Source organism: Methylophilus sp. YYY-1, assembly GCF_029132825.1.
Lineage (GTDB): Bacteria > Pseudomonadota > Gammaproteobacteria > Burkholderiales > Methylophilaceae > Methylophilus > Methylophilus glucosoxydans.
In genome coordinates this window covers 399,696-411,118 of the sequence record NZ_WOVG01000002.1, presented here as the reverse complement: position 1 = coordinate 411,118, position 11,423 = coordinate 399,696, and the positions used below count along the sequence as shown (strand labels likewise).

Annotated in this window: 13 protein-coding genes; 1 reads left to right on the top strand and 12 read right to left on the bottom strand. The window is 48.1% G+C overall.

The annotated features are described in order from the left end of the window. Positions 1-23: 23 nt before the first annotated feature. The 10 genes from GOC95_RS08640 to ureE all read right to left on the bottom strand — a co-directional run bounded on the left by GOC95_RS08640 (position 24) and on the right by ureE (position 8,205). Positions 24-527 (bottom strand): MarR family transcriptional regulator, encoded by a 504-nt coding sequence (locus tag GOC95_RS08640; RefSeq protein ID WP_275356699.1) that lies wholly within the window; start codon positions 525-527, stop codon positions 24-26. A 120-nt stretch (positions 528-647) separates the two neighbouring features. Further along, complete coding sequence (locus GOC95_RS08635; RefSeq protein ID WP_275356698.1) at positions 648-1,313, bottom strand: ANTAR domain-containing protein; 666 nt, start codon at positions 1,311-1,313, stop codon at positions 648-650. Next, the gene (locus tag GOC95_RS08630) at positions 1,279-2,430 is read right to left on the bottom strand and encodes a transporter substrate-binding domain-containing protein (protein ID WP_275356697.1); all 1,152 of its coding nucleotides are present in this window, start codon (positions 2,428-2,430) and stop codon (positions 1,279-1,281) included. Before GOC95_RS08630 ends, GOC95_RS08635 begins: the two co-directional genes overlap by 35 nt. A gap of 56 nt (positions 2,431-2,486) precedes the next feature. Further along, entirely contained in the window at positions 2,487-3,089 is a 603-nt protein-coding gene (locus GOC95_RS08625; RefSeq protein WP_275356695.1) for a HupE/UreJ family protein, read from the bottom strand. 15 nt (positions 3,090-3,104) lie between these two features. Next, positions 3,105-3,803: an urease accessory protein UreD gene (locus tag GOC95_RS08620; protein ID WP_275356694.1), complete on the bottom strand. Its 699-nt coding sequence runs from the start codon at positions 3,801-3,803 to the stop codon at positions 3,105-3,107. Positions 3,804-4,017: 214 nt separating this feature from the next. After that, positions 4,018-4,653, bottom strand: coding sequence for an urease accessory protein UreG (gene ureG, locus GOC95_RS08615; protein ID WP_275356693.1), 636 nt, complete (start codon positions 4,651-4,653; stop codon positions 4,018-4,020). Then, positions 4,650-6,359 (bottom strand): urease subunit alpha, encoded by a 1,710-nt coding sequence (gene ureC, locus GOC95_RS08610; RefSeq protein WP_275356692.1) that lies wholly within the window; start codon positions 6,357-6,359, stop codon positions 4,650-4,652. Before ureC ends, ureG begins: the two co-directional genes overlap by 4 nt. Positions 6,360-6,362: 3 nt before the next feature. Next, complete coding sequence (locus GOC95_RS08605) at positions 6,363-7,064, bottom strand: urease subunit gamma (RefSeq protein ID WP_275356691.1); 702 nt, start codon at positions 7,062-7,064, stop codon at positions 6,363-6,365. A gap of 24 nt (positions 7,065-7,088) precedes the next feature. Then, positions 7,089-7,766: an urease accessory UreF family protein gene (locus tag GOC95_RS08600; RefSeq protein ID WP_275356690.1), complete on the bottom strand. Its 678-nt coding sequence runs from the start codon at positions 7,764-7,766 to the stop codon at positions 7,089-7,091. Further along, positions 7,759-8,205 (bottom strand): urease accessory protein UreE, encoded by a 447-nt coding sequence (gene ureE, locus GOC95_RS08595; protein ID WP_275356689.1) that lies wholly within the window; start codon positions 8,203-8,205, stop codon positions 7,759-7,761. The genes GOC95_RS08600 and ureE overlap by 8 nt, the downstream gene beginning before the upstream one ends. A gap of 495 nt (positions 8,206-8,700) precedes the next feature. Here ureE and GOC95_RS08590 point away from each other — a divergent pair, with 495 nt between their 5' ends. Continuing rightward, positions 8,701-9,042 carry a FlxA-like family protein gene (locus GOC95_RS08590; RefSeq protein ID WP_275356688.1) on the top strand — a complete coding sequence of 114 codons (342 nt, stop codon included), beginning with the start codon at positions 8,701-8,703 and terminating at the stop codon, positions 9,040-9,042. Positions 9,043-9,148: 106 nt separating this feature from the next. Here the strand turns inward: GOC95_RS08590 and GOC95_RS08585 are convergent, their stop codons facing one another. Beyond that, the gene (locus GOC95_RS08585; protein WP_275356687.1) at positions 9,149-10,192 is read right to left on the bottom strand and encodes an NAD(P)-dependent alcohol dehydrogenase; all 1,044 of its coding nucleotides are present in this window, start codon (positions 10,190-10,192) and stop codon (positions 9,149-9,151) included. Positions 10,193-10,347: 155 nt separating this feature from the next. Next, positions 10,348-11,313 (bottom strand): AraC family transcriptional regulator, encoded by a 966-nt coding sequence (locus GOC95_RS08580; protein WP_194749347.1) that lies wholly within the window; start codon positions 11,311-11,313, stop codon positions 10,348-10,350. Positions 11,314-11,423 lie beyond the last annotated feature (110 nt).

The following is an 11,423-nucleotide window of genomic DNA, read 5'->3' as shown; positions in this document are numbered from 1 at the left end:
TAATTAAAAAATGATGCTGCCGTTTATTTAATCAAATCGACGCGGCTGGCCAATGTCGCCAAATCCGCGATCAGGGTGTCTCTTTGTACCTTGGCCAGGACGTTCATAAACTGGGTGACGCATTGCACATAGTCCGGCATGACTTCATCGAGTTTTTGCTGCCCGGCCATCGACAACCGGATGAGGAATTTGCGCCTGTCGCTGGTATCCATAAAGCGCGACACCAGGCCCTCACGCTCCAGCCCGTCAATGAAACCCGTCATGGTGGCCTTGGTCACGCCGGCTTTGTCGGCCAGGTCTGAAGGCGAAGAAGTCAGATCATCCTGCCGCATCAGCAAGACCAGCACCCACCAGCGGCCTTGCAGCAACCCATGCCTGGCCAGTAACGCATCCAGCGCCGTCGAAATATCCGACGCGGCGCGCAAAATACTGACAAAGTCAGAAATCGCTGTAATGTCTGTGCCAGGATAGCGGGTCACAAACTTTTCCAGGCTTTTGGAGGTGGGTAATTCTTTGAGCAGCAACATAGTACGGATCAGTATAGTATGGCATCAAACAAATTGCAAGTGCTGCTGTTAAGAGTCCTTGTTGTTTGATGTAGGCTGAGCAACATCACAAAAAATTTAATTGACCCAACGCAGGCTCAATCAATCAATATCAATATTCATAATTGATTGAGCATAAATGATTGTTTCCGCAATCACTTCTATCTCAACTCGCTTACTCTTGGCTTGGTCACGAAGTATTGCATAAGCCTCTTCTTCTGAGATTTTTTTCGAAGCCATTAGAATTCGCTTCGCCTCATACACTGTTGCCACGCCCGCAACTTTCCTTTCAAGTCGCTGAATACGCTTACGCCCTTCGGCAATATCTTTGAAACACTGCCTGGTAATCACCATGGAAGTAAGTAAGCCAAATTCGCGAATAGGGCAAGCGACAACGCCTTTTACGCCTATTTTTAATGCCAGGTTTACGATGGTTGGGTTTTCATAAGCCACAACGGCAATAATGGGTGGGCAATTCTCTGAGTTAAACCAAGCATACTCTGCCACATTAAACTCAGGATTGATGGATAGAAAAATTAAATCTGTTAATTCAGATAACTCTGGTCGTGGTGGCCAGAATTGAGACGTCTTGCAGCCAATCCGCTCTAATTGTTGAAGTAGCATTTCCCCATCTTTATCCTGAGGGTGAAATACCACCACATTCAAAGATCGCAGATCTCTTAATAACTCTGAAGTTAGTCTCAAAGCCTGAGTGGGCTTGCCGTTGGTCAAATTACATCCCCAATCGTCCTGAAACCAGACGGACATCTTCAAATGTATGTGTCACTAAATAGGGATCCGCATACACTTGATTTGACGATTCACGCACAATCGTAAATTGGCCATCAGCGTTTGCTCGTCCAATTCTAGGGTTTAGATTTGTATGATGACTCAGTGGATCAATACTGATCAGGCCTTGTGGGGCATTAAACTCTGAATCCAATAGGTAGGGTAAGAGTGCTTCAATATCATCATCGTTGGATTGAGCCATCGCGTTGGCAAACAAGTGAACCTGGAAATACGCTGCTTCCCAATTCATATTTGGGATTGCGCCATGCCCGAATTTTTTTCTAAAGTTAGCTAGACACTCCCGATTGACTTGAGAGTCTACAGATTGAAAATAGGGTGAGGCTGTAAAGTGGCCTGCCGCAGCCTCAGCGCCCATTTGTGCAATTTCAGCCTCTGAGGTAGACAAACTTGCTATCGGCATTTGCTGAGGATTTAGTCCAGCTTGAGCATAGTGCTTATACAAATATGCAGTTGTCTCTCCAACCACAGTCGAAAAAATAAAGTCAGGTTTTTTTTCTTTGATATCTTCAACAATGGGAAGAAACTCGTCTTCACTGGCATTCAACTTCAAATACACCTCACCAAGGACTTCACCATCTTCATACTGGGTCAGTAATTCTTTCATGATGCGGTTCGACTCATATGGGAAGATATAGTCCGAGCCAACCAGATAAACCCTTGTACCATAATTGGATGTCATATACTCGACTAATTGCACGATATTCTGGTTGGGCGTTGCGCCGGTATAAATGACGTTATTGGAGAACTCAAACCCCTCATACATGGTTGGATAAAAAAGTAGCCTGTTCCATTTTTCTACCACGGGTAAAATAGCTCTACGACTGATGGAGGTGTACCCTCCGAAAATCACCTTTACCTTATCTTCCAAGATTAACTTTTCAGCAAAAGCAGCATCGAGATCAGGATTTGACTGGGTGTCATATGAAATCGGAACGATCATTCTGCCATTCACACCGCCAGCGGCATTCACCTCATCTATCGCAAGCAGAGTACCTTGTAGTTGCGAGTTGCCAATGGCCGAGACGACGCCAGTTTGGGAGTACAGAACGCCCACTTTGATTGAATGATCTTGCATTAATTTAAACCCCTACAACGTACCAAGGCAATCGGCCTTCAAGCATTTTATTGTATTTATACAACCAGAAGCGACAACCCAACCACTGCAGTGGCAGCGCCAAGATAGGCCACTATCTTCTCACGCCCTTTGAGTGAAGTGAGCATACCCGCCAACAGAAGTAATGAAGAACCTGCCACTAAACCCACCCCGTATTCAAAACCTTTTGCATTAAACGGCATTTCAAGACCATGCGCATAGCCATGAAAAACAGAAAACATCCCTACCAAAGGCAATAACAATGGCAGGGACAATTTGACCCTGCATGCTAACAGCACGCCACTGACAACCAAAGTTAAAAGGATACCCATTTCACTGAAGGAAATAACCAACCCAGAAATGGCTGCAGCACATGCTAACGCCATTGCCGAAAGGCATACCACCGGCACCAACATGATTGCTTTGCCATCTCTTTGACCAGCGAGCAGTCCTATTGCAAACATAGAAGGTAAATGGTCAACCCCGCTAAAAGGGTGACTGAAGCCTGCAAAAAAACCCATCATATCGTTAAAATGCCCAGGGTGCGCGTACGCACTTCCGGCCCACATCATCAAGAACATCGTCACTAGATATTTAGTGTCACTTCTCATATTTTCCTCATTTCCATTTAAATTGATCATTCCTACGCATCTGCCCTAATCAAGCGCAGCTAATTGCAAAGCGTCAACCATAAACTCTCGAACCAATATCCATGCTAAATCCAGCGCTTGCTTGAGGCATGCACCATCCTTCCCCAGCATCCGTATCCACACCCCGGCGTTGGATGGCAAGGTAGACACGCCCACATATAACGCCTCCATCGCAACCAATCCTGCCCGCAGATGGGTCACCAGAGCGTCTGCAGACACCTGCTGGGTAATCACCATGAGTGTTGCCTGCGCCTTATATTTGCCGGTAATGCCCAGGGTCTTGCTTTCGTAGGTCTCCCCAGTTACAAAGGCGCGATCTCTCACCAGCACTTCCCCTTGGAGATTACGGACACAGACGTCTGTCCGTAAACTCGTAAACGTCTCGCCATTGTGATTGGGGTTGTGCGCGATAAAAGAGTCGCAAAATATCACAGTGGCTGATGGATCCACTTTCAACTCTAGACTCGATCTCAAATTGGCCATCGGAAACATAATCAGAGGCCCAGGCGCATATTCAAAAAATGAGCCCGGCCCCGCTTCAATAAAGACTTTTTGTTGCGCGATGTCTTTCTCCATCCTGTGCACAACCGTCGCGGCCGCAGTGGTAACGCGTGCGTGGCTATTCTCTTCAAGGACGATCGAAACACTGGTTCTATCACTCTCAAAAATACCGCCGCTAGTCGATTGCAAGCATAAAGTAGCCATACTGGGCGGATCATTTGGTTTGTAATATGCTCGGCATACATGAAAGGGATAAGTGACAAATTGCTCATCGATATAAGTGCGCTTGCCAGGCCCAGGAGATACAAATACCAATCTGACTTGATTGCCGCCTGTTGAACTAAGCTTCATTAAAGACAAAGGCACGGTTTCCCCAGCCCCTATTGTCTCGACGATGGGCGCTACAACCTGTAAATGGTTAGCCCTCAAAAAGAACCTCCCTGGCAATTTTCTCGACCACCTCATCAATGCCATGACCTTTGGCGCAATTGGTGAGCAGTATTGGCTTGCCACCTCGAACCTCTTCACCTTCCATCAACATCCGTTCGATATTCACCCCCACATAGGGTGCTAAATCCGTTTTATTGATGACCAGCAAATCGCACTGCATAACACCTAGCCCGCGTTTGCGTGGAATATCATCGCCGCCTGCGACATCAATGACGAATAACCAATAATCAACGAGATCAAGTGAAAAAGAAGAAGCCAAATTGTCACCGCCACTTTCAATCAGGATGAGATCCAGATTTCCATATTTCTCATCCAGAAAATCAGCCGCCTGGATGTTCATCGTTGGATCTTCACGGATAGCAGTATGAGGACAGGCGCCAGTTTCGACTGCCATCACCCGGTCAGGTGAAATCAGTCCGCTCCGTTGAATCCTGATTGCATCCTCTTTAGTCACTAAATCATTAGTGATGACAGCGAGTTGGGTGCCTCTTGCAATAAATCTTGGAATCAGTTGCTCAAGTAATGCCGTTTTACCCGATCCAACGGGACCGCCAATACCGACCCTGGCGGCACCCTTATGTGGTTTGACAGTTTCTGTATTCATCTGAACATGTACCTTTGCGCCAATGGGAGTTTAGTTGAAGGCTCACAAGTGATTGGAACCCCATCAATGGAGACCTGAAAGGTTTGAGAGTTGACACTGATATTAGGCAAGGTCTTGTTGTGAAGCATATTGGACTTATTGATTTTTCTGGTGCCATACGATGGAAGCAGGCCTTTTTTGAGCCCTAACTTGTCGGACAGACCAGCCTCTATTGCCAAAGGATTCACAAAGTTAAAGCTCAACTGACTTGGCGCGCCACCAAAAGCGCCCCATTGTGGACGCATAATGACTGGTTCACAGGTCATTAGTGATGCAGCACTATCCCCCATGGGAGACCAGACTATGAAACCGCCTTTCACGACTAACTCAGGTTTGATGCCAAAAAATGCAGGGCGCCATAAAACGATATCCGCAATTTTTCCACTTTCTAATGAGCCAACATGTTCATCGATCCCAAACGCACGTGCTGCATTGATCGTATATTTAGCAATGTACCTTTTGATCCGCTCGTTATCCCCAATTCGGGAAGTTTCCTCGGCTAAACGGCCGCGCTGGTCTTTCATCTTGCTTGCCAACTGCCAGGTTCTACAAACCACTTCGTTGATACGCCCCATGCCTTGACTGTCAGAGCCAAGCATAGAGATGGCGCCCATATCATGTAAAACATCCTCAGCCGCAATTGTTTGCGCTCGAATGCGACTCTCAGCAAAGGCCACATCCTCTGGAATGGATGGGTTCAAATGATGGCAAACCATAATCATATCCAGGTGCTCATCGAAGGTATTGATGGTGTAAGGATTGGTGGGGTTAGTAGAAGAAGGTAAGCAGTTCAGCTCCCCGACGACTTTGATGATGTCAGGTGCATGCCCACCACCAGCGCCTTCCGTATGGTACATGTGTATTGTTCTACCCTTGACCGCGGCCAATGAGTCTTCAAGAAAACCACTTTCATTTAAAGTGTCTGAGTGAAGGCAAACTTGGAAGTCAAGTTCATCCGCAACAGAGAGGCAAGTGTCGATGACAGCGGGCATCGCGCCCCAGTCTTCATGAATTTTCAGACCAAAACAACCGCCTGAAAGTTGATCATATATTGATTGAGGGTTGGAAGAGCTTCTCCCCAAGAATCCAAAGTTGATTGGCCAATGCTCACTGGATTGATGCATTTTGCCAACATTCCACTCCCCGGCACTGTCAATACCAACTGTAATGGGTCCTAGTGACCCGCCTATGAGCGTTGTCAGGCCTGAACTAAGGGCATGCTCGCAAAGTTGTGCGCTGTCAAAATGAACGTGAACATCAATGCCTCCAGGCGTGGCAATGAGCCCTTCACCGTCACGCACCGTGGTCGCTGCGCCAATCACCAAGTCACTATCTACGCCATCCATAATGGCGGGGTTACCGGCCTTGCCAATCTTGACTATTTTACCGGCCTTAATCCCAATATCCCCTTTAACGATGCCGAGTACTGGATCAATAATCACCACATTTGAGATCAACATATCTAATGATCCGGATGCGCTATCAAACCCGGGCGCCATTCCAAGTCCATCGCGAAGCGTTTTGCCGCCACCATGCAAACACTCATCCCCAGGGAATCCAAAATCTTTTTCGATTTCAGCGAGCAGTGAGGTATCTCCAAGTCGAACAGCATCGCCAACGGTTGGCCCGTACATTGCTGCATATTCTTTACGCGTGATCTTTGCCATCTCTTACGCACCTTTAAAGTTTGATTGACGTGCCCGCTCTAAAGCGACCTCTAGCAGTTCTTCATTTTTTGTAGATCCATTGGTCAAGTTGTTTAAACCGTATACTTCTGCCCTGCCGCCAAAAGCGACAAGAGTCACCACTTTGCTTTCGCCGGGTTCAAAACGCACTGCGGTACCGGCTGGGATGTCGAGGTGCATTCCGAAAGATAATCTACGCTCAAAATCCAGGGCTCTATTAGCCTCGAAAAAGTGATAATGGCTACCAATTTGGATAGGCCTATCTCCAGTATTCACAGCTTTCAATGAAACCTGTTTTCTACCGGCGTTAATTTCAATGTCCCCATCGGCTGCAATGATTTCACCAGGAACAATTTCATCCTCTGGCGCTCGCTTGAGCTTTCCTGGCCTGATTGGATCGTGCACGGTAACGAGTTTTGTCCCATCAGGGAAAACAGGCTCCACCTGAATCATCGTGACCATGGCTTCCACGCCTGGCATGACATCGTCAGTCGTGAGAATCTGCGAGCCATAACTAATGAGCTCGGCCACGGAACGTCCGTCTCTTGCCCCTTCCATAATTTCGTCAGCAATAATGGCAATCGCCTCAGGGTGGTTCAACTTAAGGCCACGCTCCATTCTTCTACGCGCCAACTGGGCTGCATTGAATATTGCAAAGCGCTCCATTTCTACGGGTGTTAGTAACATGCATTTCTCCCTCAATGTATGCCATCAATTAAAAAACAATCTTGAATCTGCTGTTTCATGCCGCATCACAGCAATGTCTGTTTCGGGTATATACGAATGAAGTTCTTCAAGCGGCACCAAGGGTTGCGAGAGCAAATGAGCAGAAATCTCATGCATGTTCTTGATGATGATCTGGCTATCAACATAGCCAATCAGACCCAGCCTGATGGCTGCACTGACGAAGGCTGAACAAAAACTATATCCAGACAACACGGCTGCCTGATGCTGGGTTAAACCGACCCCAAACCACAGCAAGCCTTGAACTGCCGAGAGTTGCCCAGGCGCTTTTAGGCTTTTGACGAGTTTCTTGTATTCTTCCGCATGCGGCGTGCCTAATTTTGCATGCGTGGTTAACAAGCCCGAACCAGCGCGTTCAGCCCCTGTTCTAAACTCCTTAGTAAGCGATAAAACATGTAGCTCTTTATCCACCCGCGCAACCGCTGCTAAATCCCCTTTAGCCTGGTATGCAGCGATGAGGCCTGGCAATTCACAAGTGACCCAACGTCCTCTTAACTGACCCTCGATATAGGTATTTAAATCAAACGAAGATTGAATTGTTTTTTCATTGCAGAGCGTCTCCAATCCCCAGGAAAAGGAAGTTGCTCCTGAAGGAAAGAAGCTGTCTGCATGCTGCAGAGTGATGAATAGGGAATCACTACTCATGCACCAACTCAACTTTCACATCCGAAATAAAATGGAAAATGCGCTCGATATATCGTTCCTTCGGACCATTCAACATGATTCTCAAAATATCGCCCTCAAAATCCACTTTCCAGTGCATATTCCCGCAGAAATACCCAACCTCCAGCGCGGCCGCTACGCTAGTTGGGCGCAAGCAAAGATATTCAACTTTAGCCATTTGAACGACGATGGCTTTTTTGTCTTCAAGTAGGAGGACTGCCCCATTGGACAGCATCTCATTTCTGGAAAGCTGAATCGCACACTCCGTGCCTTTATCCGTCTTCATCCGCAGTCGGTGCCTCAGAACATCGTCCTTATTCAGTACCAAGTGTTCAACAACGCCATGGTGATTTAAATCGTGTAACTGCTCAGCGACGCCCTGATCAGTCGAGTTAGCAATGATTTTATTTAGTACGAGCATTCCTCTGTTCCCTTAAACTTGATAAGCACATCGACATAAATTTTGAGCAAAAAAAAGCCCTGTTCCGTCAATAAACTGACTGAACAGGGCTTTCCTAGCCATACACTAAACCGGCAACATTGGCGATTTGTGTAGAATTAACAAATTGTATTCAAACTATTCTTAAATACTTTCATTGTCAACATTTTTGTGTTTTGCTTTGAATAATTTCCATAAAACCCGTCATCGTCGGCTTGGTCACACCGCCTTATTTTACTAGATCAGTCATCAATGAACTGAGATCATCCTGCCGTATCAATAACCCCATTACCCACCAGCGCAGTCTAAATATCGGAGGCTATACGCAAAATACTGACAAAACAAAATACCAGCCAGATTTTTCAGCGAATATGGTTTCAAAACCAAGACATGCCTGGTCAAACATTCAGCGCTTTTCTCAAGTTTGGCTGACTTGTGTCGTAATTCAATTGTAGCCAATACTTTTATGAGCATGCCATGTCCATTTCTATTTCGATGTCCGCTGTGAGCACTCAAATGTCCAGTACAGCCAGCACGGGCGGCAGCAGCCAGTCGGCCATAGAAGCACTGCAGAAAAAGCTGACCTCCCTGCAAAAAGACCTGAAGGAAGCGATTAATACGCAATCGAAAGAAGGGCAGGCCAAAGCCAAGCTCATCCAATTGCAAATCGAGGCGACGCAAGCACAACTGGACCAACTTATCCGGCAAAAACAGGAAACGGCAGAAAAGCAGAAGCAGACAGAAGGCTCGTCAACGCTCAACCAGAACAACCAGGCGCCTGCCAAGCAGAAACGCTCAATGATAGACGAATATGTTTAAACTGTTTCGGCCCTCAGCTTTGGTGGTCGGGCCCGGCATTACCTATAAAAAAGCCCTGTTCATTTCAACAGGGCTTTTTTATCGCCAAACGGCAAGTACTCACCGCTTAAGCTTTCATGGAATTGATATCAATCACAAAACGATATTTCACGTCACTCTTGAGCATGCGCTCGTAAGCATCATTGATATCGTTGGCATCGATCATCTCAACATCGCTGACGATGTTATGTTTGCCACAGAAATCCAGCATTTCCTGGGTTTCCGCAATGCCGCCTATCAGTGACCCGGCGACATGACGGCGTTGCGTGATCAGGTTGGCGCCATGGACGTCAACCGGGTCCAGCGGACCGACCAGCACGATAGTTTTATCCCGCTTGAGCAGGCCAATATAGGGGTTCAGGTCATGGGCAACCGGCACCGTGTCAATAATCAAATCAAAACTGGATGCATGCTTGGCCAGGTCTTCGGCTTGTGTGGAGATCAGCACCTCATGCGCCCCCAGCTTGGTCGCATCAGCCGCCTTGCTGGCCGAAGTGGTGATCATCACCACATGCGCGCCCATCGCGGCCGCCAATTTAACCCCCATATGCCCCAAGCCGCCCAGGCCGATAATGCCGACTTTCTGGCCGGGCTGCACCTGCCAGTGTTTCAATGGCGAATACAAGGTAATGCCGGCACAGAGCAAGGGAGCCACGGCCTTGGTATCCAGGTTTTCCGGCACGCTGACCACAAAGTGTTCATCAACGGTAATCCGCTCGGCATAGCCACCAAAGGTCAGGCCGCCATGCTTGGGATCTTTGGCGTTGTAAGTGAATACCGTGTGGTCACAGTATTGCTCTTCGCCTTCATCGCAGGCCTCACAGTGACGGCACGAATCCACCATGCAACCGACCCCCACCAATTGCCCAGGCTTGAACTTGCTCACTTGCGGGCCGACCTGCCGCACGCGGCCGACAATTTCATGTCCTGGCACCATGGGATACAGTGAACCGCCACCCCATTCATTGCGCGCCTGGTGAATATCCGAATGGCAAATCCCGCAGTACTCGATATCGATGAGCACATCGTTAGGACCGGGCTCCCGGCGGTCTATACTCATAGGGGCAACGGGCGAGGTTGCATTTTGTACGCCGTAGGCTGCAGTTTTCATCGCATCTCCATGTCTTTTTGTTCAACTAAATGTTCCGCGGCCAAAGTCGTCCGCAGTCTGATCAACAGTCTAAACAAGCGTACGTCATCCGGCTTGCCTGCTCTTCTCAAATCGTTGCCTATTCCTCTCGGATGTTTTGACAGGCCGCATAGACGCTATTGCTGAACGGTCACATAAGCATAGTCCCGTTGATTGCCAATAAATTCCCCTGGTGAAGTGATCAAGGCACTACGGACTGCACTCACCTCTTCCATCGGGCTGCGGCCAAACATGCGCTTGAACTCACGGCTAAACTGCGAAGCACTCTCATACCCCACCTTGGTCGCCGCCAGCGTGGCATTCATACCGTCTTGCACCATCAACAACCTGGCTTTGTGCAGCCGTGTTTTTTTCAAATACTGGATAGGTGAAGTGGCCGTGACATCGCGAAAGGCGGCATGAAACGACGGCACACTCATGGCAGAGACCGCCGCCAGAGTGTCCACATTGAGGGCGTTGGCATATTCGGCATGAATCAGGCGCAAGGCTTTGCTGATGCGGCCCAAATTGCTGTGCGTGCTATGCGCGGCCAGGATGGCAGAAGATTGCGCCGAGGTGAGCAGCCGGTAATGAATCTCGCGGATAATCGCCTGGCCAAGCACGGCAGCCTCCGTTTTGGATTGCAGGCACTCCAGCAATCGCACCACTGCATTGGAGAGTTGTTTGTCCAGCGCGGTAGAAATAATGCCGCTTTTGCCATTCACCTGCATCGGCGTTGTGTGCTCCAGGCTCATTAATAACTCTGAGATCACCGATAAGTTAATCCGGATAGAAATGGCCAGTAGTGGCTCGTCTGGGGAGGCGATGGTTTCGCTTTCAAACGGCAACGGCACTGACAGAATCAGAAACTGCTGCGGGTTATACTGGTAGACCTCACCGCCGAGGTAACCCACTTTTCTGCCCTGGCAGACGAACACAATACTGGGTTCGTAAAACACCGGGCTGCGTGCAATCGACCGGTTCCAGCGCATGAGTTTGACGCCATCGAGTGCGGTCAGGGTAAATCCCTCTTTGGGCGTCAGTGCCGAGAGCAGAGAAATAGTCCGTTCCTTATCGTGTGCATGCCAGCATTCATTATTCATAATATCCCCGGTTGATTGAATAATCAGGCATTGATATTACTACCAAATAGCAATAAGCAGCAGATCCAAAATAGGAATAGGCAATCATTTCATATTTTTAAACTTTGCAG

What these genes read in the sequence shown, in the direction of transcription:
- GOC95_RS08585 (WP_275356687.1), bottom strand. Translation starts at nt 10,192, where the DNA reads ATGAAAACTGCAGCCTACGGCGTACAAAATGCAACCTCGCCCGTTGCC.
- ureE (WP_275356689.1), bottom strand. Translation starts at nt 8,205, where the DNA reads ATGCTCGTACTAAATAAAATCATTGCTAACTCGACTGATCAGGGCGTC.
- GOC95_RS08640 (WP_275356699.1), bottom strand. Translation starts at nt 527, where the DNA reads ATGTTGCTGCTCAAAGAATTACCCACCTCCAAAAGCCTGGAAAAGTTT.
- ureC (WP_275356692.1), bottom strand. Translation starts at nt 6,359, where the DNA reads ATGGCAAAGATCACGCGTAAAGAATATGCAGCAATGTACGGGCCAACC.
- GOC95_RS08625 (WP_275356695.1), bottom strand. Translation starts at nt 3,089, where the DNA reads ATGATCAATTTAAATGGAAATGAGGAAAATATGAGAAGTGACACTAAA.
- GOC95_RS08620 (WP_275356694.1), bottom strand. Translation starts at nt 3,803, where the DNA reads ATGGCTACTTTATGCTTGCAATCGACTAGCGGCGGTATTTTTGAGAGT.
- GOC95_RS08600 (WP_275356690.1), bottom strand. Translation starts at nt 7,766, where the DNA reads ATGAGTAGTGATTCCCTATTCATCACTCTGCAGCATGCAGACAGCTTC.
- GOC95_RS08580 (WP_194749347.1), bottom strand. Translation starts at nt 11,313, where the DNA reads ATGAATAATGAATGCTGGCATGCACACGATAAGGAACGGACTATTTCT.
- GOC95_RS08630 (WP_275356697.1), bottom strand. Translation starts at nt 2,430, where the DNA reads ATGCAAGATCATTCAATCAAAGTGGGCGTTCTGTACTCCCAAACTGGC.
- ureG (WP_275356693.1), bottom strand. Translation starts at nt 4,653, where the DNA reads ATGAATACAGAAACTGTCAAACCACATAAGGGTGCCGCCAGGGTCGGT.
- GOC95_RS08605 (WP_275356691.1), bottom strand. Translation starts at nt 7,064, where the DNA reads ATGTTACTAACACCCGTAGAAATGGAGCGCTTTGCAATATTCAATGCA.
- GOC95_RS08635 (WP_275356698.1), bottom strand. Translation starts at nt 1,313, where the DNA reads ATGTCCGTCTGGTTTCAGGACGATTGGGGATGTAATTTGACCAACGGC.
- GOC95_RS08590 (WP_275356688.1), top strand. Translation starts at nt 8,701, where the DNA reads ATGTCCATTTCTATTTCGATGTCCGCTGTGAGCACTCAAATGTCCAGT.